This is a genomic window from Burkholderia sp. BCC1047 (genome assembly GCF_902833155.1).
Taxonomy (GTDB): domain Bacteria; phylum Pseudomonadota; class Gammaproteobacteria; order Burkholderiales; family Burkholderiaceae; genus Burkholderia; species Burkholderia sola.
Genome location: NZ_CADFEH010000002.1, coordinates 259,049 through 283,179, shown reverse-complemented (window position 1 = coordinate 283,179; position 24,131 = coordinate 259,049). Strand labels below are relative to the sequence as shown.

The window sequence follows — 24,131 nt, the reverse complement described above, 5'->3', positions numbered from 1 at the left end:
CGTCAACGCGGCGCCGGTTCTTCCAGATAGACGCCCGACGACAGCGTGGCCTTCACCTGCCGCGTGAACTCGTCGGTCGACACTTCCTCCGCCCCTGCCTCGATGGCGTCGTACGCCTGGCGCACGACGTCGGCCGGCGTGGCTTTCGGCACGTCGAGGCCGGCCGTCAGGTCGGTATCGATGAAGCCAGCATGCAGCCCGATCACCTGCGTGCGCTGCTCGCGCAGCGAATGGCGCAGCCCGTTGGTCAGCGCCCATGCGGCCGATTTCGATACGCCGTAGGCCGACAGGATCGGCCGGTTCGTCCAGCTCGCGACCGACAGGATGTTCAGGATCGCGCCGCCGCCGTGGGCCGCGAGCGTTCCCGCGAATGCGCGCGACATCGCCAGCATCCCGAACACGTTGGTCTCCAGGTGCGCGCGCAATGCATCGACCGCGCCGTCGTCGGTCAGGCTGCCGAGCCGCGCGATGCCGGCGTTGTTGATCAGCAGCGTGACGTCGCGCGCCGCCTCGGCGGCCGCGGCGACCGCCGCCGGATCGGTCACGTCGAGCTTCACGGGCACGACGCCCGGCAGCGTCACGCTGGCCGGATCGCGTGCGCCCGCATAGACCTTGCGCGCACCCCGCTCGAGCGCCTGCTTCGCGAACTCGAGGCCAAGCCCGCGGTTCGCGCCCGTGATGAAAACGACTGCACCTTCGATCTTCATGACCCTTCCTTTCGGAGATTGAATCCCGTGCGCGCCGGTTCGCCACACGCCCGGAATCCGGTGAAAAACCACGCTGCCATCGCGTACCGAACCGTTGCACCGCCGGTGCCGCCAGCCGGGCCGTCCCGCCGCCCGCGCCTCGCCGCACCCTGGACGCCGACCGACTTCGATCCATGCTGCGCCGAGTTGCTTCGCTTCGTCCGCGAAGTCGGCTACACTTGAATCTCAATGTCGATCACCATCGTCTTTGCGAAGCATGGTGCCAGCGCGAGGTCGGCACGTCAATGGCGATCACCATTGTGTTTTCCAATCGACGCAATTGCGGGAAAGAGGGAGGGATCGATGGGCGTCTCGAGACAACAGGCCGCGGAAAACCGCAACGCGATCGTCGCGGCCGCCGAGCGGCTGTTTCGCGTGCGCGGCGTCGAGGCCGTCGGGCTGACGGAACTGATGAAGGAAGCCGGCTTCACGCAGGGCGGCTTCTACAACCATTTCAAATCGAAAAATGCGCTGGTCGCCGCGGTGATGGAGAAAGCCATGCAGGACCGCGCGGATTCGCCGAGTGCCGGCAGCGTCGCGAAGCAAGTGACGGCCTACCTGTCGACCGCGCATCGCGACAACGTCGAAGGCGGCTGCCCGCTGTCAGGCTTCGCGGGCGACGCGCCACGGCTGACCGACGCGGCGCGCGCCTGCTACACGCGCGGCGTCGCCGGCTATCTCGACCGGCTGGAGCGGACGTTGGCCGCCGAAGGCTCGGCAGACGCGCGCCGCGACGCGCTCGCCGTCTTCAGCCAGATGATCGGCGCGCTCGTGCTGTCGCGCGCGATTGCCGGCACCGATCCGGCGCTGGCCGACGAGATCCTCGACGCGGGGCGGCGCACGCTCGTGGGGCAGCCGGACGATCCGACCGTGCCGGCGTAGCGGCATGTCGGGGCCGGTCGCGCGCGATCGTCATTGCCGTCATTCCCGCTATTCCACCGCCCGCGCGGCGTCCCACAGCGGCCGCGCGCCGCGCGCCGCATTCCACGCGGCGAACTGCGCGCGCCACGATTCGAACGGTGGCGCGAGCGGATGACGCGGATCGTCGCTGAGCGCATACGCCATCCCTTCGATCAGCCAGCGCGGCTTCGTCACGACCGCGACGTTGCCGAGCACTTCCGCCTGCCGGTGATGGATCAGCTCGTGCGCGAGAAAGTAGGTCTGCCAGCCGCGCGGTGCGATCGCCACGCCGAAATCGCCGAGCGCCAGCGCCGCGCGCGAGCCGAGGCCGAACGCATCGGCGCACGCGCGCGTCGAGCAGAACACGACGCGCGGTGAAGCCCGAAACGCGCCGACGGCCGCGGCCGCGCGCGCGTAGCCGTCGCGATAGAGCCGCCGTGCGTCGTCGAGCTTCGCGGCATCGTCCGTGCAGATGTCGGCGCTCGGGCACGACACGCCGGGAATCAGCGCGGGCGCGACGACGCGCAGCGGCTTGACGAGCGCATACGCGGCAATCGGCAGCGCGACCAGCAGGCCCGTGAGGGCGAAAGCGACATAGGAGCGTTTCATCGAGGCGGCGGTTGCGTGACGTGTCGTTGGCGTGTTTCTGCGTGACCGTGAATATATCGGACGGAGGCTGCGTCCGGTCCTGCTATTCCTGACGGTTGCCGCCGAGCGAGAGGCGACTCCCGAGACGCCGGGCACAATGCCGCGTACGGCTGACACCGTCCGTACCCGTCATGCGACGTGCGCCGTATGCATATCGCCGGCGGCTGCTCCCCGAAGCCACACCGGCCCGACCGGATGCATCGCGGATGCCGTTACGCGAGCTGCTTGTGGAAAACCGTCGTCGCGCACAGCGCGCCGTCGGGCATCAGCGCATAGTTCGGCACGATGCCGACGCGCTGCCAGCCGGCCCGTTCGTACAGCCGTTCGGCGTCGCCGCCCGTCACCGTGTCGAGCACGAGCACGGTCTTGCCGGCGTCGCGCGCGGCCGCTTCGGCCGCGGCCATCAGGCGCGCGGCGACACCCTGCCGGCGCGCGTGCCGCGACACGAGCATCTTCGCGATATCCGCGCGATGCGGCTGGTTCTCGGGCTGCGCGGTCACGACCTGCACGGTGCCGACGATCCGCCCGGCCCCGTCCTCGGCGACGAGCAGGATGCGCTCGTCGTTCGCGACGCCTTCGGCCACGCGCGTCCAGAACGCGACGGCGGTCGCCCGCTCGATCGGCAGCATGAAGCTAACGGACGCGCCGCCTTCGACGCAATCGATCAGCACGTCGGCCAGCGCATCGACACAGGCCATCGCTTCGCTCGCGCCGACGCGACGGACGGTAACAGGTTCGGTCATGCCATCTCCGGTAGTCAGGTAGTCAGCTGAGCCGCACGCGCGGGTTCGGCGTGGGGCGGGATCGGAACGAATGCCGGCCGGGTGTCGAGGCTCCCACCACGGCGGCCCGCGACAGACGCCCGGCAACGCCGTGCCCGGTCGGCGCGCGTTACCGCCCCATCATCGTACGCGACGAAAATTGTCGTTGCAGCGGTGTCGACATCGCCTACACTTAGCCGAATGGATAACCTTCCCCTCCCCATCAGCGACGTGTTCCATGCGCTCGCCGATCCGACGCGCTGCGCGATCGTCAGCGCGCTCGGCCATGGCGAGCGGACCATCTCCGCGCTGGCCGCGCCGTTCGACATGGCGCTGCCGTCGTTCATGAAGCATGTCGCCGTGCTCGAGCGCAGCGGCCTCGTGGAGACCCGGAAAACCGGCCGCTCGCGCACCTGCGCGCTGGTCGGCAGCCGGCTGACCGAGGCCGAGGCATGGCTCGCCGCGCAGCGCGCGCAGTGGGAAGCACGATCCGATCGTCTCGTCGAATTCGTCGAACGCCGTCACCAGGAGGAGCACGATGTCAGCCAGCCACGTCGACCCCGCTGAAGCCCACGATCTCGTCATCACGCGCACGCTGCGCGCACCACGCCACGCGCTGTGGCGCGCATGGACCGACCCCGAACTGCTGAAGGAATGGTGGTGCCCGAAGCCGTGGACCACCGAGGTGCGCGCGTTCGATCTGCGGCCGGGCGGCGCTTTCCATACGTTCATGCGCGGCCCCGACGGCGGCACGAGCGACAACCCCGGCTGCTTCCTCGACATCGTGCCGGAATCGCGCATCGCGTTCACGTCGATGCTCGCGGGCGGCTGGCGGCCGCAGACGCCGTGGCTCGGCTTCACGGCGATCGTCACGATGGCCGACGACGACGCGGGCAGCCGCTACGAGGCGCGCGTGATGCATCCCGACGCCGCGACGCGCGAGCGCCACGAAGCGCTCGGCTTTTTCGAGGGCTGGAACACCTGCATCACGCAGCTCGACGCGTTCGCCGCCACCCTGCGCTGAACGCCGCTGCACGTGCGGTCATTGCATGCCGCCGCGCCCGCGCCTAGGATTCCTGAAGGAAGCATGACGACACGCCGGGCGCCGGCGTGCACCGTCTCGCACGCTTCGCGGGAGGCGACATGTTGCACACGCACACGCATTCGACCCGGGTCAGCCGGCACCTGAACGCGCCGCGCGGGCGGGTCTACCGCGCGCTGCTCGACCCGCACGCGGTCGAGCAATGGAAAGTGCCCGACGGCATGACGTGCCGCGTGCATGCGTACGACACGCGCGAAGGCGGCGCGCTGCGCGTGTCGCTGAGCTACGACGCGCCGTCGGGCAGCGCCGGCAAGACGACCGCGCACACCGACACCTATCACGGCCGCTTCGTCACGCTCGTGCCCGACGAGCGGATCGTCGAGATCGATGTATTCGAAACCGACGACCCGATGCTGCGCGGCGCGATGACGATCACGATCACGCTGTCCGACGAAGCGGGCGGCACGCGCGTGGACGCGGTGCACGACGGCGTCCCGCCCGGCGTGCCGGCCGCCGACAACGAGACCGGCTGGCAGATGGCGCTGGCGCGGCTCGCGGCGCTGGTGGAAGCCGGTTGACGCCGCGCATGCGCGTCAGCCAAGCCGGTACGCGCGCGTGACCGTGCCGCGAAACAGCGCGTCGCGCTCATCCGCGCCGGCCTGCGCGGTCAGGCGCTTGAACGCGTTCCAGCCGTTCACGAACGAATACGAGCCCTTGTCGACCGGGAAATTGCTCTCGAACATGCAGCGCCCGGGGCCGAACGCGTCGATGCAGGTCATCATCCACGGCTTCCACGCGTCCGCGAGCTGCGTCGACGACGGCGGCTTCGCGCCTTTCTCGAAATCGAACCCGTTGATGCGCATCCCGAGGCCGCCGACCTTCACGTACACGTTCGGCAATTGCGCGAGCGTGCGCATCGACGCCGACCAGCGCGCGAACACCTCCGGCCGCTTGTCCGCATAGCTGCCGATCCGCACGACGCCGCCGCAATGATTGACGACGATCCGCGTGTCGGGGTTCGCTTTCGCGAGTTCGAACAATTCGGGCAACTGCGGGAAGAACAGCCACGCGTCGTACGACAGCCCGAGCGGCGCGAGCTGCGCGACGCCGGCCCGGTACGCGGGATCGAGCAGCAGCCCGCGCGGCACCGCCGACAGCGGATTGGCGAGCGTCGGATCGGCATCCCACGTGCTCAGGTGCCGCACGCCGCGAAACCGTCCGCGCCCGGCTTCGACATGCGCTTCCAGCACGTCGCGCACGCGTTCGCCGAGCCGCAGGTCCGCGTGACCGACGATGCCCTTCGCGACGGCCACCGGGCCGTGCTGAAGCGGCTCGGTCACGCCGGCGACGTAAGCCGTCTCGCCCACCGGCTTCAATTCGGCCGGGCCCGAATCGCGATAACGCGTCTGCGCCTGCATGTAGACGGACGCCTGGATGTTGTGACCCGAGCGCGCGTCCTGCAGATAATCGTCGAGCATGTAGACCCAGCCCGGCCGTTCGTAGAAGTGATGATGCGCGTCGACGATCGGCAAGTCGGGCTCGAGCGCGGGTTCGAGCGCCGACGCGAGCCAGTCGGGACGAACTGCGAGGTAGTTGCTTTGCGTCATGCGTGAAGCTCCATCATGGGCCGCCGTGTCGGCAAACGCAGGCAGCGCGAACGATGCGGCGGCCGCGCCGATCAACCGGCGCCGCTTGATCGAAAAGGTCATGTCATTCGCTCCGGTCGAATGCATACAGCGACAGCGTGAGTAACGTCGTGATCGCCAGCACGATCGCGAGGCCGAGCATCCCGGCCGTGAAGGTGCCGAAGCTGTCCTTCAGGTAGCCGACGAGATAGGGGCCCGCGAAGCCCCCGAGCGCGCCGATCGAATTGATCAGCGCCAGCCCGCCGGCCGCGGCCTGGCCGGACAGGAAGCGCGACGGCAGCGTGTAGAAGATCGTGCGGCCGGCAATCGTGCCGATCAGCGCGAGCGTGATGCCGACGAGCGCCGGCCCGAGCGTCAGGAAATGCGTCGACACGCCGAGCGCCACCGCGCCGATGAACAAGCCGATCGCCAGGTTCGCGACCGGGCCGCCGCGACGGTCCACCCGCTTCGCCCACCACAGCAGCGCAATCGTCGCGAAGAAGTAAGGCACGGCGGACAGCCAGCCGGTCTGCATCGTCGTCATCCCGTGCGCCTTCAGCATTTGCGGCAACCAGATGCCGATCCCGTACGAACCCATCGTGAAGCCGAACGAGATCAGCGCGAGCACGTACACCCGCACGTCGCGCAGCGCGACGCCGAAGCGCTTCTTGCGGCCGGCCGCCGCGCCGTCGCGCTCGAACGCGCGCTGCAGCGCGGCACGTTCGTCGTCCGACAGCCACGCGGCATTCGCCGGCGAATCGGACAGCAGCTTCAGCACCAGGAAACCAAGCGCGCACGCGGGCAGCCCTTCGACGATGAACATCCACTTCCAGCCGGCGAGCCCGAGCGTGCCGTCGAGCTGCAGCAGCCACGTCGACAGCGGGCCGCCGATCAGCGACGACAGCGGCGTCGACACGGTGAACCACGCGAGCACACGCGTGCGGTAGCTCGCCGGAAACCACACGGCGAGGAAGAAGATCACGCCGGGAAAGAATCCAGCCTCGCCGATGCCGAGCAGCAGCCGGATCGCATAGAAACTCGTCGGCCCGGTCGCGAGCGCGGTCGCGGCCGCCATCAGCCCCCACGTGATCATGATGCGGGCGAGCCAGCGGCGCGCGCCGAAGCGGTACAGCGCGAGATTGCTCGGCACTTCGAACACGCAGTAGCCGGCAAACATGATCCCCGCGCCCCAGCCGAACTGCGTCGCCGTCAGCCCGAGATCGCGGTTCATCGTGAGCGCGGCGAACCCGACGCTCGTGCGATCCAGATAGTTGAAGAAGTACGCGAGCGCGAGCAGCGGGATGAAGCGCCACGCGGCCTTGCGCACCGCGCGTTGCTCGATCGACGCGTCGGTGTCGCGATCGGCGGCCAGCGCCGGGGAAGCGGATGTCATGGTTGTCTCCGTGGATGCGGCGATCCTCTGCCGCGCGGCGCGCGGCCGGGACGCCTTTGTTCGTTCGATGAATCGCGGCTGCGCTACGCGCTCGCCACTTCGTTCGCAGACGGCGCGCCGCCCGGCCCGTCGCCGTGCGCGGCGACGTCCGCGCCGTATCGCCCCGCGACGACGCCGGCATCGATCAGCGCACGCGCGTCGTCCGGCGTGTAGCCGAGCTCGCCGAGCAGCGCGCACGTGTCCTGGCCGAGCGCGGGCGGCGCCGAGCGCAGCCGCAGTCGCTCGCCCCCGAGCGTCAGCGGCAGCAGCGCGGTGCGCGTGTCGACCGGCCGCCCGGCGCTGCTCGCGTCGGCCGGCAGCGTCACGGCTTCGAGGCCGCCCGTGGCGAGCAGATGCGGATCGTCGAACAGGTCCTGCGGCTTCGTGATCGGCGCATACGGCAGGCCGGTCGATTCGAAGATCGCGCCGATCTCCGCGGCCGAGTACGACGCGAGCCGCGAACGCAATGCCGGCAGCAGCCATTCGCGCGCCTGCACGCGCAGGTTGTTAGTCGCGAGGCGCGGGTCGTCCTTCAGCGCGGCCAAGCCGAACGCATCGCAGAACAGCGCCCACTGCGTATCCGACACGACCGCGAGAAAAATCTGTTCGTCATCCTTGACGGAGAACACGTCGTAGACGGCCCACGCGGAAATCCGGCTCGGCATCGGCGACGCGGCCTGCCCCGTCACCGCGAACTGCATCATGTGCTGCGCGACGAGAAACACGTTGTTCTCGAACAGCGAACTCTGCACCTGCTGGCCGCGGCCCGTGCGCTCGCGCTGCGCGAGCGCGGCCATCGCGCCGATCGCGCCGAACATGCCGCCCATGATGTCGTTCACGCTCGCGCCCGCACGCAGCGGCCGCCCTTCGGGGCCCGTCATGTACGCGAGGCCGCCCATCATCTGCACGACCTCGTCGAGCGCGGTGCGATGCTCGTACGGCCCCGGCAGGAAGCCCTTGTGCGACACGTACACGAGCCGCGGATTCAGCGCGTCCAGCTGCGGGTAGCCGAGCCCGAGCCGGTCCATCGTGCCGCTCTTGAAGTTCTCGCTGAAGACGTCCGCCGTCGCGACGAGCCGCCGCACGATCTCCAGCCCGCGCGGATCCTTCACGTCGACCGCGACGCTCTTCTTGTTGCGGTTGAACATCCCGAAGAAGCCCGCGCCGGACCCGCGCAGCGCCCGCGTGCTGTCGCCCGCGATCGGCTCGATCTTGATCACTTCCGCGCCGAGATCCGCGAGCAGCATCCCGCACGTCGGGCCCATCACCATGTGCGTCATCTCGATCACGCGCACGCCTGCGTACGGCAGCGCGGCAACCGGTTGCCGATCGTTCATCGTGCGACTCCCGTCACGCATCCTTCCGGCTGCGCGGCCGAGGGCACGCGGCCATCCGCATAGCGAAAGCCCTTCGGCAGCCCGGCGTCGGGCACGTGGCCGTACAGCGCGTCGGACGGCAGCGCCGCATGCAGGATCGCGCGCGCGGCGAGCAGCGCGTCGACGTCGACGCCCGTGTCGTATCCCATCGCTTCGAGCAGGAACACGAGATCCTCGGTGACGATGTTGCCGGTGGCGCCCGGCGCGTACGGGCAGCCGCCGAGGCCGCCCTGGCTCGCGTCGATCGTCGTCACGCCGGCGTCGAGCGCCGCGACGACGTTCGCGAGCCCCTGCCCGCGCGTGTTGTGGAAATGCGCGCCGCCGGCCTTGTCGCCGACTTCGCGTTGCAGCCGCGTGAACAGCCGGCGCACCTGCGCGGGATTCGCATAACCGCTGGTGTCGGACAGGCCGATTTCGTCGACGCCGCATTCGGCCATCGAGACGGCCATCGCGATCGTCTCGTCGTCGCTGACCGCGCCGGCAATCGTGCAACCGAACGCCACCGACACGCCGGCCTCGATCTGCACCGACGGAAACCGCGCGTCGCGCAGCGCGACGATCGCGCGCACCTCGTCGATCATCTGCGCGGGCGTCTTGCGGATGTTGGCCAGAGAATGCGCTTGCGTCACCGAGACCGGCAGCGTCAGCTTGTGCACGCCCGCGTCGAACGCGCCCTCGGCGCCGCGCAGGTTCGGCGCCAGCGCGGCGACGTGCAACCCGGGAATCGTAAGCGCGTGCGCGACGACTTCACGCACGTCGGCCATCTGCGGCAACAGCGTGGCCGGCACGAACGACCCGACCTCGATCTCGCGCAGGCCGGCCGCGGCCAGCGCGGTGATCCAGCGCAGCTTGGCGGCCGTCGGCATCACGGTCTTGATGCTCTGCAGCCCGTCGCGCGGACCGACCTCGCTAACCAGCACCTTCGGAGTTTCGGAAACCTTCATTCGGCACCTCATCGTTCTATCTGAAAGAACATAGTTCTGTTTGACAGAACTTTAAGCATGCATCGAAGGGGCGATAAGCGGGGTATACCCGTGAAATCGCGTTTTTCTGGAACTTGAGTTCTGTCAGATAGAACGATATAGTCCGCCGACCATCATTCGAAGGAATCAGGCCGTGCCTAGGAATCCAGCAGATCACGCCGGCGACGCAGCCGATCCGGCGACGGAAGAGGCGTCCAGCGGCGTCGCGGTGCTCGACCGCGCGTTCGCGATCCTCCGTGCGTTCGGCCAGACCGACGACCGGCTGTCGCTCGCCGAGTTGTCGCGCCGCACCGGGCTGTACAAGAGCACGATCCTGCGTCTGCTCGCCGCGCTCGAGCATGGCGGATTCATGCGCAAGCTCGACGACGGCCAGTACGCGATCGGGCACGAACCGTTGCGGCTCGCCGCGCTGTACCAGCGTTCGTTCCGCGTCGGCCCGGTGGTCGAGCCGCTCCTCGAGACGCTGAGCCGCGAACTCGGGGAAACGGCATCGTTCTATGTGCGCCAGGGCGACGTGCGCTCCGTCCTGTATCGCGTCGAGCCCGCACGGGCGGTGCGCGTGTCGATCCGCGTCGGCGAAGAGTTTCCGGTCGGCCAGGGCGCATCCGGGAAGGTGCTGCTGGCCTTCACCGACACGCAGGACGCCCGCTGGAACGACGTGCGCGAACAGCTGTGGGCCGCGTCGTACGGCGAGCGCGACCCGGAAACGGCGTCGGCGTCCGTGCCCGTGTTCGGCGCGGCCGGCGAATGCGTCGGTGCGCTGACGGTATCAGGCCCGAAGTCGCGGCTCGCCGCCGCGCCGGCGATGACGGCGGCGCTCGCGATGCTGCTGCCGCTCGCGCAGAAGGCGACCGTCGCACTCGGCGGCGCGGGCGCGCGCTACGACGCGCCGGCCGTGCGCGACAGTCTCGCGCGGCTCGCATCGTCGGCGGACGACGCTGCACGGTCGTAGGAAGCCGGTTGCGCGCGGCACGCGATACGGCAGCGCGAAAGACGGCCGCATGCGACACTGGCCGCCGATGCGCGCAGCGCGCCGTTCGCAGGCGACGCACCATGCGTGCAACCGACCACCGGACCCGCCCGAGGAGACCCCCGCGATGAACGCCGCGCGCACCGCCAGCTGGTATTTCGATTTCGTTTCGCCGTTCGCCTATCTGCAGCAGGAACAGTTCGACCGGTTGCCGCCCGCCGCCGCGTTCGAGCCGCGGCCGATCGTGCTCGGCGCGCTGCTCGCGCACTGGGGCCAGAAAGCGCCGGCGGAAATCGCGGCCAAGCGCGTGTTCACCTATCGGCATGCGCAATACCGCGCGGACAAGCTCGGCATTGCGTTCCGGATGCCGCCCGCGCATCCGTTCAATCCGATCAAGCCGCTGCGTCTCGCGATCGCGATGGGCAGCTCGCGCGACGCGATCCAGCGGATCTTCCGGCATATCTGGCGCGACGGCCAGGACGTGTCGACGCCCGCAGGCTTCGCCGCGCTGTGCGAAGCGGTCGGCTTTCCCGAAGGCGTGACGGCCGTCGAGGCTCAGTCGGTCAAGGACGCGCTGCGCGCGAACACGGATCGCGCGATCGCCGAGAACGTGTTCGGCGTGCCGACCTTCGTACTCGACGGCGACCTGTTCTGGGGCGAGGATGCGACCGACATGTTCGTCGACTGCGCGACGTCGCGCGCGTGGCTCGATTCGCCCGAAGTGCGCCGCATCAGCGCGCTGCCCGAAGGGATCCGGCGCGGCTGACGGCGAGCCGCCGCCCGCTTCAGCCGTCGCGCCCTTCGACGAGCGCCGGCACCGCCTCCCGCATCATCGCGGCGAACCGCACGAGCCGCGACGGATAGAACTGCGCATGCGGATAAGTCAGGTAGACGGGCAGCGCCGCGGCCTGCCATTCGGGCGCGAGGTGCACGAGATCGCCGCGCGCGAGATCGTCGGCCAGCATCCACGACGATCCGACGCACGCGCCGACGCCCAGCAGCGCCGCGCTGCGCAACGCATACAGGTTCGCGGTCGTGATGCGCGGGCGGATCGGAATGCGTCGCGTGTCGCCGGTGGCCGCATGCGTCAGCGCGAGTTCGGTGCGGTAGTACGTGCGCAACGCGAGCCACGGCAGCGCGGCGAGCGCGTCCGGATCGGCCGGCACGTCGGCGCCGCTCAGCACGGACGGCGCGGCGACCACGAAGCGCGGCACCTTCGTCAGCCGGATCGCGACCACGCCCGGATCGGTCGGTTCGCCGACCTGGATCGCGCAATCGATGCCGCTGCCGACGAAATCGCGCACCTCGTCCTGCAGCAGCCACTCGACCGACACGCGCGGGTAGTCGCGCAGGAACTGCGCGAGCGGCGCAACGAAACGCTGCTGGCCGAACGCGTGCGGCACCGCGACGCGCAGCAGCCCGTCCGGCTCCTCCTGCGCGCCACGCAAATCGGCTTCGAACGCCGCCCAGCTCGCCAGCAGCTCCTTCGCCTGCTTGAAGCACCGCTCGCCGTCGACCGTCAGCCGCATCGTATGGGTCGTGCGTTGCAGCAGCCGCATGCCGAGCGAATTTTCCAGCGCCTGCAGCCGCCGGCTGATGGTCGGCTGCGTCGTGTGCAACTGCACGGCGGCCGCCGACAGGCTGCCGGCCTCGACTATGCGCACGAAGGTTTCCATCAGCTCGAAACGATAGCCGGCGCCGTCCACCGGCACCGGCTGAATGCGCCGAGACCCGCCAGCAGCGGGAGAAGAAGAGGATTTTTCGGTCATTCGTGGAGCGTATAACAAATCTGCGCGAGGCGGCACTACCGTCGCCGGCCGTGTACCGCCACACTCGCGTCCATCCCATTCTTCCACCGAGGATGTACGCGATGTCCACCCCGACCCGTCTCGATGCCGCGCCCCGCGCGGCGCACGCTGCGGCCCGCCCGGCCGCCCATTCGATGCCCGATCGCCGGCTCGTGCTGCTGCTCGCGGCCGCCGCGGGCCTCGGCGTCGCCCCGCTCTACTACGCACAGCCGATGCTCGGCGCGCTCGCGCCCGATCTCGGCGCGTCGGCGCGAGCGATCGGCTTCGTGCCGACGCTCACGCAACTCGGCTATGCGCTCGGCATCCTGCTGCTCGCCCCGCTCGGCGACCGCTTCGACCGGCGCCGCGTGATCGTGACCAAGGCCTCTGCGCTGGTCGTCGCGCTGTTGCTGGCCGCCGTCGCGCCGTCGCTCGGGCTGCTGCTCGCGGCGAGCTTCGCGATCGGCCTCGCCGCGACGATGGCGCAGGACGTCGTGCCGGCCGCCGCGACGCTCGCGCACGACATGCATCGCGGCCGCATCGTCGGCACGGTGATGACGGGGTTGCTGCTCGGCATCCTGCTGTCGCGCGTCGTGGCCGGGTTCGTCGCCGAGACGGCCGGCTGGCGCGCGATGTTCGCGCTCGCGGCCGCCAGCGTCGCCGCGATCGGCATCGTGGCCGCACGCGGGTTGCCGCGCTTCGAGCCGACCACGCGGCTGCCGTATCGTGCGCTGATCGGCTCGCTCGGCGCGTTGTGGCGCGAGCATTCGGCACTGCGCCGCGCCGCCGTCGCGCAGGGCTTGCTGGCCGTCGGGTTCAGCGCATTCTGGTCGACGCTCGCGGTGATGCTGCACGGCGCGCCGTTCCACCTCGGTAGCGCGGCTGCCGGCGCCTTCGGCCTCGCGGGCGCCGCCGGCGCGCTGGCCGCGCCGATCGCCGGGCGCCTGGCCGACCATCACGGCCCCGAGCGCGTGACGCGGATCGGGATCGGCATCGCAACGGTGTCGTTCGCGTCGATGGCCGCCGCGCCGCTGATGTCGCCGCATGCGCAGCTCGTGCTGCTCGCGGTCGCGACGATCGGCTTCGATCTCGGCGTGCAGGCCACGCTGATCGCGCACCAGTCGATCGTCTACCGGATCGATCCCGCGTCGCGCAGCCGCCTCAATGCGGTGCTGTTCGTCGGCATGTTCATCGGGATGGCGGCCGGCGCCGCGATCGGCAGTTTGTTGCTCGCGCAACTGGGCTGGAACGCGGTGACAGCGCTGGCCGTCGTGACGTCGCTGGCCGCGCTCGCCGTGCGGGTGTGGCGCAACTGACGTCGGGCATCGCGTAACATCGGCGGGCAGGCCCAAGAGGCTTGCCCGCTTTTTTTATTTTTTGATCGGCGCGCGCATGACGCTGCGCCGCCCGGCAGGTTCGCGCGGCTGTAACTCGGCAATCGTTCATCCGGCGCAAGGTCCGCACCGACTGACCGAATTGTCCAGTTCACCCAAATATTTTTCCGGCGTCCGTGCACGCGCGCACGCAAACGTCGGACGATTCGTCGCTGCCGCACCACCCGGCGCGCTCCCATCCGGCCCCACCACCGAACCCCGTTTTATCAGGGGAATCCCGGTATTTTTTCGCATTTTCTTCGAAATAACGGGTGACATACTTGCCTCCCGTTGCGCTCCGTGCGAGCGCGCTTTCCGATCCAGCCGGCCGCCTGTCATGCGCTGCGCGTCCGCCCGGGTCGCACAGGACATGAATAATTTCGACACGACGATCCAGGTCTTCCTCACTCACCTGACGTTCGGTCCGTTGATGAATCACGCGATCCGCGTGATCGCGGGCCTCTACACGTTCAAGGGCTTCGTGCTCGTTCCGGTGCTGTGCTGGCTGTGGTTCCAGCCGGGCCCGAACCGCGAGCGGCAACGCGAGCTGGTCGTCGCCACTATCGCGAGCGGGCTCATCGCGCTCGCCGTCGGCCGCGTGCTCGCGCAAGTGCTGCCGTTCCGCGTGCGGCCGATCTACAACCCCGACCTGCACCTGCACTTTCCGTCGGCCGGGTTGCGTGCGGCGACGCTGCAGACCTGGAGTTCGTTTCCGAGCGATCACGCGATGCTGTGGATGGCGATCGCGACCGGCATCTTCATCATCGCGCGCCGCGTCGGCATCGTCGCGCTGCTGTATTCGGTCGTATTCATCTGCCTGCCGCGCGCGTATCTCGGCTTTCACTATCCGACCGACCTGATCGCGGGCGCCGCGATCGGCATCGCGATCGCGTGGCTGCTGACGCGCGACGCGATCCGCACGCGCTTCGCGCCGCAGGTGCTGGAGATGATCCGGCGCTTCCCCGCGCCGGCCTATACGCTCGCGTTCCTGCTGTGCTTCGAGTTGATCACGCAGTTCGACGAACTGCTGACGCTCGCGCAGTCGGCCACGCGCACGATGTGACGGGCAGACGCGCGATGCTGCCGCTGCTGCTGTCGTTCCGTCGCCCCGGCGCGCGCTGCCGGCCATGCGCGGCCGCGGCGCGCCGTGCGACGGCCGCGCCCGTCAGTCGCGATCGGGCGCGCCGAGCGGAAAGAACGAGCGATACGGCCGCGCCTCGTCGACCGCGCGCGCAAACGACGGCCGCGCGAGCAGACGCTTGCGGTACGCGATCACGTTCGCGAACGCCGGATCGATCCGGTGCGTCCAGTCCGCATAAAACAGGAACGGCGCCGCGCCGCAATCGGCGAGGCTGAAACGGTCGCCGGCCGCCCATTCGCGATCGGCCATCGTCTTGTCAAGCCACGCATACGACGTGTCGAGCATCGCGCGCGCGTCGGCCACCCCGCGCGCATCGCGCTCGGCTTCCGGCCGCAGCGCATCGAACACGACCTTCTGCTGCGGCGTCGCCACGTAGTTGTCGAAGAAGCGGTCCATCGTCCGCACCTCGAGCGCGGCATGCGGATCGCCGGGCAGCAGGCGCATGGGGCCCGGATGGTTCAGGCCGAGATACTCGATGATGATCGACGCCTCGATCACCGTGCGGCCCGCATCGACGAGCACCGGGAAGCGCTTCAGCGGCCACAGCCCGGTCAGTTCCTGCATCGGCTTCGGATCGTCGTGCGCGAGCACGCGATACTCGAACGGCGTGCCGTTCTCGTACAGCGCGGTCAGCACTTTCTGGCAGTAGGACGAAAACGGATGGGCGTAAAGCGTCGGCATCATCGTGGAGGCTCCTGGGGTTTCGGCGCCGCGTCAGGCGGCGCCGCATGATCGGATACCTTGACGACGCTCGGCGCCCGGCCGTTTCGACATCGGCCCGATATTTTTTTCGACGGACCGCCTGGGCCGCTACGAGCGACCGTCCATCACGACGCGCCCTTCGGCGCGCCAGCGCAGCATCCCGCCGCCGAGATTCGCGACCGCGTCGAAGCCGGCCTTCTTCAGGATCACCGTCGCCTGCGCGGAGCGGCCGCCGGCCCGGCACACGGTCACGACCGGCCGGTCGCGCGCGATTTCGCCGGTGCGCGCGGCCAGTTCGCCGAGCGGGATCGGCGTCGCGTCCGGCAGATGGCCGAGCGGGCCCGCGAATTCGTCCGGTTCGCGCACGTCGACGACCTGCACGGCCGGCAGATGATCCTCGAGCCATTGCGGATCGATTTCCCAGAAACCGGCGAACGTATAGACGAGCGGCGCCCAGTCGGCGGCCGCCCGCGCATCGGGTGCGTTCGCGGCGACGCCGCATTGCAGGTTCGCCGGCACCGCGACGTCGATCTGGCGCGGATGCGCGAGCCCGAGGTTGCGCATGTAGCCGGCGAAATCGTCTTCGCTGAGATCGCCGCCCAGGCGCGGGTTGAAGCGCCGCTCCTCGCCGACACTCGTTACCGTGAGCCCGCGATAGTCGTGCGCCGGATACAGCAGGCACGTGGCCGGCAGCGTGAAGAGCCGGCCGTGCACCGCGCGATACAGCGCGCGCGGGTCGCCCTGCTGGAAGTCGGTGCGGCCGGTGCCGCGGATCAGCAGGCAATCGCCGGTGAACGCCATCGATTCGTCGTCGAGCACGAGGCTGATGCAGCCGCTCGTGTGGCCGGGCGTCGCGCGCACCGTCAGGTAGCGCGCGCCGAACGCGCAGCGCTCGCCGTCGTTCAGGTAGCGGTCGGCGCCTTGCGCGCCGCTCGCGGCCGAGATCGCGATCGCGCTGCCCGTGCGCTGCTTCAGCAGCCACGCGCCCGTCACGTGATCGGCATGCACGTGCGTGTCGACGGTCGCGACGAGCCGCAGCCCGAGTTCGTCGAGCAGCGCCGCGTCGCGGCGCACCTGCTCGAACACGGGATCGATCAGCAGCGCTTCGCGCGAAGCGCTGTCGGCGAGCAGATACGTGTACGTCGACGATTGCGGGTCGAAAAGTTGCCGGAAGATCATTGCTCGATTGCTCCGTCGCGTGTTCTTCGGTGAGGTGTAGTCCGATCGGCGTGCTGCATATCGTCGTCGGGCACCGGCGTCGGCATGACCGCATCGCCGCCGCGCGAGCGGCATCGCGCCCATTCATACAGCGTAGAACAAAATGCCCACGCCGCCGCGCATCCCCTACGCGGCAACCGATTCCGTCGACGAATCGCGCACCGCGGGACGATTCGCCGCGCCGGGACGGCAGCGCACGCTGCCTTACACTACCGCCTGTTCTCGTCCCCGATCACAGGAATGCCCCCGACATGTCGATGACGATCGATCCAAAGCAGGCCGCCGCGCTGCTGGCCGTCGCCGACACCGGCAGCTTCGAGCAGGCGGCCGTGCGCCTGCACGTGACCGCGTCCGCCGTCACGCAGCGGGTCCGCGCGCTGGAAGCGAGCCTCGGCACGCCGCTCGTGCTGCGCACGCGGCCATGCCGCCCGACGGTGGCCGGGCAGCGCGTGCTGCAGCACCTGCGCCGCGTCGCGCTGCTGCAGGCCGACCTGCAAAGCATGCTCGCGGCCGACCGCGAATCGCCGATCTCCGTGACGATCGCACTCAACTCCGACAGCCTCGGCACATGGTTCCTGCCGGCGCTGACGTCGGTGCTCGCGGGCGAGCGGATCCTGTTCGAACTGATCGTCGAGGATCAGGATCACACGTTCGCGCTGCTCGAAAGCGGGATGGCGGTCGGCTGCGTGACGACCGAGCCGAAGCCGATGCGCGGCTGCATCGCGACGCCGCTCGGCACGATGCGCTACCGGCTGCTCGCGGCCGCCGCGTTCGCGGTGCGCTGGTTTCCGCGCGGGCTGAACCGCACGAGCGCGCGCCACGCGCCCGTCGTCGCGTATTCGCGGCGCGACACGCTCCAATCGTCATTCCTGAAGGAGAAGTTCGGCTTGCCCGAAGGCGCGTACCCGTGCCACTACGTGCCGGGCACGCATTCGCACTTCGCGGCGGTGCGGCACGGGCTCGGCTACGCGATGGTGCCGGAGCCGCTGATCGGCGCCGCGCCGCTCGATACGCAGGGGCTCGTCGATCTCGCGCCCGCGCATCCGACCGACGTCACGCTGTACTGGCACGCGTGGACCGTGCAGTCGCCGACGATGGCGTCGCTGTCCGCGCGGGTGGTCGAAGCGGCGCGCCGGCTGCTCGCGCCGTTGCCGTAATGCGCTGGCGGGCACGCGCGGGCGCGCGGGCGATCGACGCTGCCGGCGCGGTACGCACGGCGACGAGAAAGTCGGCCGCGCCGCCTATACTTTTCCCATCGGCCTCGCGAACGCGCCGCGCGGCCGCTCATCCAGGTCCGGCCGTTCCCTTTCATGTGAGGAGAACATCATGTCCCGCCGCTATATCGATTGCCGCGAGTTTCCCAGCGCGACGCATTGCTCGGTCGCAATCTCCGCCGACTCCGACAACGAACTGCTGGAGGCCGCCGTTCAGCATGCGGTCTCGGTCCACCAGCACACCGACAGCGCCGAACTGCGCACGCAGCTGAAATCGCTGTTTCACGACGGCACGCCGCCCGCCGACATGCCGCGGCAGGCGTAATCCGCCGGCACGGCAAGGATCGACCGACCGCGTGCCGCGTCACCCGTTCGTGTGTTGCGTGATGCCACGCCGCGCCGGCCCGTCGCCGGCCGGCGCATTCCGCGTAACGCGTTATGCGCGACGCTGCGCGAAATACGCGCCGACTGCGTCGATAAAGGTGTCGATATCCGCGCGCGACACGTCGCAATGCGTGACGAAGCGCGACGCATACAGCATCTGCGTGAGGATTCCGCGTTCCTTCAGCCAAGCCTCGAGCGGCGCGCAATCGGCTTCGGGGAATTGCGCGAACACCATGTTCGTCGCATGCGACAGCACCTTCACCGAATCGATGCGCGCGAGGCCGGCCGCGAGATGCGCGGCATTCGCGTGATCGTCCGCGAGCCGCTCGACGTTGTGATCGAGCGCATACAGGCACGCCGCCGCGAGAATGCCCGACTGCCGCATCCCGCCGCCCAGCACCTTGCGCCAGCGCTGCGCGCGCTCGACCAGCGCACGGCTGCCGACCAGCACCGAGCCGACCGGCGCCCCGAGCCCTTTCGAGAAGCAGATCGACACGGTGTCGAACGGCGCGCACAGCTCGGCGATCGGGCGCCCCGACGCGACGGCCGCGTTGCACACGCGCGCGCCGTCGAGGTGCGTGGACAGCCCGCGGCTGCGCGCGAACGCGACGGCTTCCTGCACATAGCCTTCCGGCAAGACCTGGCCGCCGATCGTGTTTTCGAGCGCGAGCAGGCGCGTGCGGGCAAAGTGATTGTCGAGCGGCTTGATCGCCGCGGCGATCTTCGCGAGCGGCAGCGTGCCGTCCGGCGCGTTCTCGATCGGTTGCGGCTGAATGCTGCCGAGCACGGCCGCGCCGCCGCCTTCGTACTTGTAGGTGTGCGCGAGCTGGCCGACGATGTACTCGTCGCCGCGCTCGCAATGCGACATCAGCGCGGCGAGGTTGCTCTGCGTGCCGCTCGGGAAGAACAGGGCGGCTTCCTTGCCGGCCCGCTCGGCCGTCACCGCCTGCAGGCGCAGGACGGTCGGGTCGTCACCCCAGACGTCGTCGCCGGTTTCGGCGGCGGTCATTGCGGCCAGCATCGCCTGGCTCGGACGTGTCACGGTATCGCTGCGTAAATCGATCATCGCTGTGCCCTGAGTAAACGCGAGCCGGAACCGATGCGCCCGGCCCTGCCGAAACGAGACTGAGAGTGTACGCAATTCGCGCGGCGCCTGCCGGCCGTCGCCGCGCACCGCGATGCCGCACGCGCGACGTCGTTCCGATGACGCGACGCGCCATATTGCCGCACGTGCGGCATGCCGCCACGCCGCGGCCGCATGCGCCGCGAACGGCCTTCTTGATACGAATCAACGATTTATCGCGAAACAACGCACGACGGGCTGGACATCTGCGACGAGTTGGCGCATTTCGCGGTGCAACATCGCAGCCCATACTCCAGCCAACCCCGACGCCCGTCCGCCGGGGTCCGCCGGCACCCGCCGGCGGGTATCGTCAGCCTCGGTCATCTGGTATGGACACCGCACTTTCGGCCCTCGATCTGGCCCGCCTGCAATTCGCGTTCACCGTCTCCTTTCACATCGTCTTCCCGGCGCTGAGCATCGGCCTCGCCAGCTTCATCGCCGTGCTCGAATATCGCTGGCTGAAGACCGGCAAGCAGTACTACAAAACCCTCTGCCTGTTCTGGTCGAAGATCTTCGCGGTCGCGTTCGGGATGGGCGTCGTGTCCGGCGTCGTGATGAGCTATCAGTTCGGCACCAACTGGTCGGGCTTCTCGAGCTTCGCCGGCGCCGTCACCGGCCCGCTGCTGATGTACGAGGTCATGACGGCGTTCTTCCTCGAAGCCGGCTTCCTCGGCATCATGCTGTTCGGCTGGAACCGCGTGAGCCCGCGCGCGCACTTCGGCGCGACGCTGATGGTCGCGATCGGCACGCTGATCTCGACGTTCTGGATCCTCGCGTCGAACAGCTGGATGCAGACGCCGCAGGGCTTCGAGATCGTCGACGGCCGCGTCGTGCCGACCGACTGGTTCGCGATCATCTTCAACCCGTCGTTCCCGTACCGCCTGTTCCACATGGCGATCGCCGCGTTCATCGTCGCCGCGCTGGTGGTGGCCGCGACCGGCGCGTGGCACCTGCTCAAGGGCCGCCGTGACAAGGGCGTGAAGAAGATGTTCTCGATGGCGCTGTGGCTGCTGCTCGTACTCGCGCCGCTGCAGGCCGTGATCGGCGACCAGCACGGCATCAATACGCTGAAGCACCAGCCCGCGAAGATCGCCGCGATCGAGGGGCTGTGGGAAACCGAGAAGGGCGGCACCGCGCTGAACCTGTTCGGCATTCCGGACATGCAGGCCGAAACGACCCGCTACGCGGTGAAGGTGCCGCACCTCGGCAGCCTGATCCTCACGCACAGCTGGGACGGCGAAATCCGCGGGCTGAAGGACTTCCCGCCGCAAGACCGCCCGAATTCGACGGTCGTGTTTTGGAGCTTCCGGATCATGGTCGGCCTCGGCTTCGCGATGATCGGCCTCGCCGCGCTCGCGTGGCTGCTGCGCCGCCGCGGCCGCCTGTATGAATCGAAGTGGTTCCAGCGCTTCGCGCTCGTGATGGGCCCGACCGGTTTCGTGTCGCTGCTCGCGGGCTGGGTGACGACCGAAGCCGGCCGCCAGCCGTGGGTCGTGTATGGCGTGATGCGCACCGCGCAGGCCGTGTCGCCGCTGTCGGTGCAGCAGGTCAGCCTGTCGATGATGACGTTCGTGATCGTGTACTTCCTCGTGTTCGGCACCGGCGTGTACTACATGCTGAAGCTGATGAAGGCCGGCCCCGCGCTGCCCGACGTCAAGCACGACGATAAACCGGACACGCGCCCCGATCACACCGCGCGCCGGCCGATGTCGGCCGTCGACGAGCTGATCGAGACCGTCTGAGCCCACCCCATTCGCAAACGAGAAAACCTATGGACGTCACCGTAATCTGGGCCGCGATCATCGCATTGGGGCTCTTCATGTACGTCGTGCTCGACGGCTTCGACCTCGGCATCGGCATCGTCTTCCCGTTCTTCCCGGACGAGAAGGAACGCGACCTGATGATGAACACGGTCGCGCCCGTGTGGGACGGCAACGAGACGTGGCTCGTGCTCGGCGGCGCCGGGCTGTTCGCGGTGTTCCCGATCGTCTATTCGACCGTGCTGTCGGCGCTGTACCTGCCGCTGATCTTCATGCTGGTGTGCCTGATCTTCCGCGGCGTGTCGTTCGAGATCCGCGCGAAGGCGCGGCGCACGAAGCAGCTGTGGGATCTCGCGTTCATCGGCGGCTCGGCCGGCGCGACGCTGTTCCAGGGGATCACGCTCGGTGCGTTCCTGCAGGGCATCGACGTGAAGGACGGCGTGTACGCCGGCGGCGCGTTCGACTGGCTCACGCCGTTCAGCCTGCTGACGGGCCTCGGCCTGATCGTGACCTACGCGCTGCTCGGCTGCTGCTGGCTCGTCGCGAAGACCGAAGGCGATCTGCAGCGCCGCCTGCATCGCGTCGTATGGCCGCTGACCGTCGTGCTGCTCGGCTTCATCGCGGTGATCAGCCTGTGGACGCCGCTGCAGGATCCGGCCATCGCGCAGCGCTGGTTCGATTCGGGGTTGTTCTGGCGCCTGCTGCCGGTGCCGTTCCTGGTGGCCGCGTGCGCGGCGTGGATGCGTCGCGCGGTGCGCAACCGGCACGACATGACGCCGTTCGTGCTCGCGCTGGCGCTGGTGCTGCTCGGCTACGTCGGCCTGCTCGTCACGCTGTTCCCGTATGCGATTCCGCAGACGATGACGATCTGGGAAGCGGCGGCGCCGCGTTCGAGCCAGACCTTCACGCTGGTCGGCGCAGCGGTTATCCTCCCGATCATCATCGCCTACACGACGATGGGCTATTGGGTATTCCGAGGCAAGGTGCGCCATGAAGACCAGCATTACTACCACCACTGATTCCACTGCCGGCCAGCCCGGCGCGCCGCGGCCGCGGATGCGCGGCTGGATGTGGTTCGTCGTTCTGTGGGCGGGCGGCGTGATCGGCGCCGTCACGCTCGGCTATGCGTTCAAGATCTTCATGAACCTGACGCTGTTTGCGGTGAAGTAGGCGGAGCGGCCGCCCGGTCGAAAGATGGACCGGGCGGCCGTTTTGTCGTTGGGCCGCGGCTTCGGCCGGATACTGCCAGCGCCGCAAGAGACCGCGGACAACACGTCTCCCGGCTACGCGTCCTGTCGCACCACACCCAGTTTGAGCCCCAACATGCCGAAGATGCGACTCATCGTCTGTACCGTCCCGTCACTGCGGCCCTGCTCGATGTCCTGAATCGTCTTGGTTGACACGCCTGCGAGCTTGGCCATTTCGGCGCTCGTCAGCCGCATCGTCTTCTTCAGATGGCGCACCGATTCGCGCAGCGACCATTCCGGGTGCGCAAGCACGTCCTCGATCGCTTGCCGCCTCAGCGCGAGCTGATCGGGAAGCGACATCGCGTTATAGCGTTTGTCCATGGTGTCGTACCGGCTCAGCGCAGCGCATCCAGTTCACTGGCCTGCCGCTCCAGGCCCGGTTTCAGAAATGCATGCACGTCGGGCTCCAGGCCAAAATCCGCACCTTGATCGGCGATCTCCTGCAGGCGTGGCGCCATTGCATGCAGCCGCGCACGCAGCGCGTCGCGATCCAGCACGGGCTGCCCCTCTCCCGCCTGCTGCTCGCTCGATCGGACAACCCCATCGAGCACCCGCTCCCAATCTGGTCGACCGGCATCATTTCCCTCCCAGCGAATGCGTCGCGCAATGCCATCGGGATGCAGATACATCGGTGCAAAGTCGAAAAGCGGCGTCAGCGCGATGCGCCCTTGGAAATCGCGTTGCAACGCGGTGTTTCGCGCATGATTGTCCTTGTTGCCCAACGCAAGATTGGCGACGTCGCGACACAAGTACTCGGCAATCTCGGCTTGGGGATCCGTACATTGGCGTACGAGATGCGCGCATACCTCGTCGTGACTGGGCACGACGCCGAAGCCGGCTTTGCCCGTCAACGAAGCAATGCTTTCCTGAGCGAACCGGACAACGCCGTCGCCGACGCGTGCACGATCGAACCGCGGAATGAACAACGCTCGATCACGCAGTGTCAACTCCGCATGCACGCGCAGCCCGAGACGCCGGGCCAAAGCCATGTAGGGCGCTTCGTGACGCAGGATCTGTGCAAGGCGCTCGTTGCTGCCGCGCCCGAACTTGACGATGTAGTGCGCAACCGCACGCTCGTCGGGCAACGTGTGATCGAGATAGAGCAGTCCGTCGTCAGCACGGGTCAGCAACAGCTTCGGCCATTCGCCCTGCACACCCGAAGAGCCTGCAACGAAGAATCCGTGTTCGGCGAGATACTCGCTGAATGCGTCTCCGCGCATGGCCACGTCGTCGTCCGTGAAACCTTGCTGCGGCCCCTGTCGCTCGGCAAGCCACTGCGCGGCTTCCTTGATCCGCAGATTGCCGATCGAATTGCCAGCTCCCGCCAGCAGTAATGGCCAGTCGGCACGCTCCTCCGCCGTTTCCGGCAAATCGAGGCGGCGCAACAGTTCCTGGCGGCCGAAACCCTGCGGCAACAAATCGATCAGGAAAACCGGCCAGTGTGATGTCACCAGCGGCTCGAGTTCGACCGGAAAAGTGCACGACATCGCATGCGCGTCACGCGCAGCCTGATGACAAACGATCCATTCGACGTCGTAACCCGAATAGGTACGGCCGCGCCATCCTTCGTCAGGCTCGCCGAACAAGGTGACGCTGCCGATGTCGTGCCAGTGACCGGCGGCGTGCAGCTGAATGGTGCAGGAATTCGTCATTTCGGCAAAAATCTATACAGATCATATCTGTCGATACAAATAAAATA

General features: G+C 68.5%; 26 protein-coding genes. 13 read left to right on the top strand and 13 right to left on the bottom strand.

What is annotated here, in order from left to right; all coding sequences use genetic code 11:
* Positions 1-2: 2 nt before the first annotated feature.
* Complete coding sequence (locus HWX55_RS03250; protein ID WP_175973907.1) at positions 3-707, bottom strand: SDR family oxidoreductase; 705 nt, start codon at positions 705-707, stop codon at positions 3-5.
* A gap of 342 nt (positions 708-1,049) precedes the next feature.
* Here HWX55_RS03250 and HWX55_RS03245 point away from each other — a divergent pair, with 342 nt between their 5' ends.
* Complete coding sequence (locus tag HWX55_RS03245) at positions 1,050-1,628, top strand: TetR family transcriptional regulator (RefSeq protein WP_050012171.1); 579 nt, start codon at positions 1,050-1,052, stop codon at positions 1,626-1,628.
* A 48-nt stretch (positions 1,629-1,676) separates the two neighbouring features.
* Here the strand turns inward: HWX55_RS03245 and HWX55_RS03240 are convergent, their stop codons facing one another.
* Together HWX55_RS03240 and HWX55_RS03235 are read right to left on the bottom strand one after the other, a co-directional pair.
* A complete protein-coding gene (locus HWX55_RS03240) occupies positions 1,677-2,255 on the bottom strand; it encodes a hypothetical protein (RefSeq protein WP_175973905.1) in 579 nt (192 codons plus the stop codon).
* Positions 2,256-2,506: 251 nt separating this feature from the next.
* Positions 2,507-3,037: a GNAT family N-acetyltransferase gene (locus tag HWX55_RS03235; protein ID WP_175973903.1), complete on the bottom strand. Its 531-nt coding sequence runs from the start codon at positions 3,035-3,037 to the stop codon at positions 2,507-2,509.
* Between the two features lie 219 nt (positions 3,038-3,256).
* Here HWX55_RS03235 and HWX55_RS03230 point away from each other — a divergent pair, with 219 nt between their 5' ends.
* The 3 genes from HWX55_RS03230 (at position 3,257) to HWX55_RS03220 (ending at position 4,675) form a co-directional block, all read left to right on the top strand.
* Entirely contained in the window at positions 3,257-3,622 is a 366-nt protein-coding gene (locus HWX55_RS03230) for a metalloregulator ArsR/SmtB family transcription factor (RefSeq protein ID WP_175973901.1), read from the top strand.
* Positions 3,594-4,079 (top strand): SRPBCC family protein, encoded by a 486-nt coding sequence (locus HWX55_RS03225; protein WP_050012175.1) that lies wholly within the window; start codon positions 3,594-3,596, stop codon positions 4,077-4,079. Before HWX55_RS03230 ends, HWX55_RS03225 begins: the two co-directional genes overlap by 29 nt.
* Positions 4,080-4,198: 119 nt before the next feature.
* Positions 4,199-4,675 (top strand): SRPBCC family protein, encoded by a 477-nt coding sequence (locus HWX55_RS03220; protein WP_175973899.1) that lies wholly within the window; start codon positions 4,199-4,201, stop codon positions 4,673-4,675.
* Between the two features lie 15 nt (positions 4,676-4,690).
* Here the strand turns inward: HWX55_RS03220 and HWX55_RS03215 are convergent, their stop codons facing one another.
* From HWX55_RS03215 to HWX55_RS03200, 4 genes are all read right to left on the bottom strand, one after another.
* Complete coding sequence (locus tag HWX55_RS03215; RefSeq protein WP_175973897.1) at positions 4,691-5,806, bottom strand: amidohydrolase family protein; 1,116 nt, start codon at positions 5,804-5,806, stop codon at positions 4,691-4,693.
* 1 nt (position 5,807) lies between these two features.
* Entirely contained in the window at positions 5,808-7,115 is a 1,308-nt protein-coding gene (locus HWX55_RS03210; RefSeq protein WP_175973895.1) for an MFS transporter, read from the bottom strand.
* Positions 7,116-7,198: 83 nt separating this feature from the next.
* Positions 7,199-8,491, bottom strand: coding sequence for a CaiB/BaiF CoA-transferase family protein (locus HWX55_RS03205; protein ID WP_175973893.1), 1,293 nt, complete (start codon positions 8,489-8,491; stop codon positions 7,199-7,201).
* Complete coding sequence (locus HWX55_RS03200; RefSeq protein ID WP_175973891.1) at positions 8,488-9,474, bottom strand: hydroxymethylglutaryl-CoA lyase; 987 nt, start codon at positions 9,472-9,474, stop codon at positions 8,488-8,490. The genes HWX55_RS03205 and HWX55_RS03200 overlap by 4 nt, the downstream gene beginning before the upstream one ends.
* 172 nt (positions 9,475-9,646) lie before the next feature.
* Here HWX55_RS03200 and HWX55_RS03195 point away from each other — a divergent pair, with 172 nt between their 5' ends.
* Entirely contained in the window at positions 9,647-10,465 is an 819-nt protein-coding gene (locus HWX55_RS03195) for an IclR family transcriptional regulator (protein WP_175973889.1), read from the top strand.
* 145 nt (positions 10,466-10,610) lie between these two features.
* Positions 10,611-11,249, top strand: a complete 639-nt coding sequence (locus tag HWX55_RS03190) for a 2-hydroxychromene-2-carboxylate isomerase (protein WP_175973887.1) — start codon at positions 10,611-10,613, stop codon at positions 11,247-11,249.
* A gap of 19 nt (positions 11,250-11,268) precedes the next feature.
* Here the strand turns inward: HWX55_RS03190 and HWX55_RS03185 are convergent, their stop codons facing one another.
* Positions 11,269-12,252 (bottom strand): LysR family transcriptional regulator, encoded by a 984-nt coding sequence (locus HWX55_RS03185; protein ID WP_175973885.1) that lies wholly within the window; start codon positions 12,250-12,252, stop codon positions 11,269-11,271.
* Between the two features lie 101 nt (positions 12,253-12,353).
* On the opposite strand from HWX55_RS03185, the gene HWX55_RS03180 reads away from it, so the two are divergent.
* Positions 12,354-13,586 (top strand): MFS transporter, encoded by a 1,233-nt coding sequence (locus HWX55_RS03180; protein ID WP_175973882.1) that lies wholly within the window; start codon positions 12,354-12,356, stop codon positions 13,584-13,586.
* A gap of 427 nt (positions 13,587-14,013) precedes the next feature.
* Positions 14,014-14,706, top strand: coding sequence for a phosphatase PAP2 family protein (locus HWX55_RS03175; protein ID WP_175973880.1), 693 nt, complete (start codon positions 14,014-14,016; stop codon positions 14,704-14,706).
* Between the two features lie 102 nt (positions 14,707-14,808).
* Here HWX55_RS03175 and HWX55_RS03170 read toward each other — a convergent pair whose 3' ends face one another.
* A complete protein-coding gene (locus HWX55_RS03170; protein WP_175973878.1) occupies positions 14,809-15,468 on the bottom strand; it encodes a glutathione S-transferase family protein in 660 nt (219 codons plus the stop codon).
* Between the two features lie 126 nt (positions 15,469-15,594).
* Positions 15,595-16,665 (bottom strand): MBL fold metallo-hydrolase, encoded by a 1,071-nt coding sequence (locus HWX55_RS03165; protein ID WP_175973877.1) that lies wholly within the window; start codon positions 16,663-16,665, stop codon positions 15,595-15,597.
* Between the two features lie 290 nt (positions 16,666-16,955).
* Between HWX55_RS03165 and HWX55_RS03160 the strand changes: the two genes are divergently transcribed.
* Positions 16,956-17,861: an HTH-type transcriptional regulator ArgP gene (locus HWX55_RS03160; RefSeq protein ID WP_175973874.1), complete on the top strand. Its 906-nt coding sequence runs from the start codon at positions 16,956-16,958 to the stop codon at positions 17,859-17,861.
* A 169-nt stretch (positions 17,862-18,030) separates the two neighbouring features.
* Positions 18,031-18,243 (top strand): DUF1059 domain-containing protein, encoded by a 213-nt coding sequence (locus HWX55_RS03155; protein ID WP_034205979.1) that lies wholly within the window; start codon positions 18,031-18,033, stop codon positions 18,241-18,243.
* 111 nt (positions 18,244-18,354) lie between these two features.
* Here HWX55_RS03155 and ltaE read toward each other — a convergent pair whose 3' ends face one another.
* Positions 18,355-19,368 carry a low-specificity L-threonine aldolase gene (gene ltaE / locus HWX55_RS03150; protein ID WP_175973872.1) on the bottom strand — a complete coding sequence of 338 codons (1,014 nt, stop codon included), beginning with the start codon at positions 19,366-19,368 and terminating at the stop codon, positions 18,355-18,357.
* Between the two features lie 386 nt (positions 19,369-19,754).
* Here ltaE and HWX55_RS03145 point away from each other — a divergent pair, with 386 nt between their 5' ends.
* The 3 genes from HWX55_RS03145 to HWX55_RS03135 are packed head-to-tail and all read left to right on the top strand — an operon-like array spanning position 19,755 to position 22,355.
* Positions 19,755-21,167, top strand: coding sequence for a cytochrome ubiquinol oxidase subunit I (locus HWX55_RS03145; RefSeq protein ID WP_012339265.1), 1,413 nt, complete (start codon positions 19,755-19,757; stop codon positions 21,165-21,167).
* A 29-nt stretch (positions 21,168-21,196) separates the two neighbouring features.
* Positions 21,197-22,204 (top strand): cytochrome d ubiquinol oxidase subunit II, encoded by a 1,008-nt coding sequence (cydB, locus tag HWX55_RS03140; RefSeq protein ID WP_175973870.1) that lies wholly within the window; start codon positions 21,197-21,199, stop codon positions 22,202-22,204.
* The gene (locus HWX55_RS03135; protein ID WP_050012191.1) at positions 22,176-22,355 is read left to right on the top strand and encodes a hypothetical protein; all 180 of its coding nucleotides are present in this window, start codon (positions 22,176-22,178) and stop codon (positions 22,353-22,355) included. The genes cydB and HWX55_RS03135 overlap by 29 nt, the downstream gene beginning before the upstream one ends.
* A gap of 113 nt (positions 22,356-22,468) precedes the next feature.
* Here HWX55_RS03135 and HWX55_RS03130 read toward each other — a convergent pair whose 3' ends face one another.
* Together HWX55_RS03130 and HWX55_RS03125 are read right to left on the bottom strand one after the other, a co-directional pair.
* Positions 22,469-22,753, bottom strand: coding sequence for a helix-turn-helix domain-containing protein (locus HWX55_RS03130; protein ID WP_175973869.1), 285 nt, complete (start codon positions 22,751-22,753; stop codon positions 22,469-22,471).
* A 14-nt stretch (positions 22,754-22,767) separates the two neighbouring features.
* The gene (locus HWX55_RS03125; RefSeq protein WP_175973867.1) at positions 22,768-24,084 is read right to left on the bottom strand and encodes a HipA domain-containing protein; all 1,317 of its coding nucleotides are present in this window, start codon (positions 24,082-24,084) and stop codon (positions 22,768-22,770) included.
* Positions 24,085-24,131 lie beyond the last annotated feature (47 nt).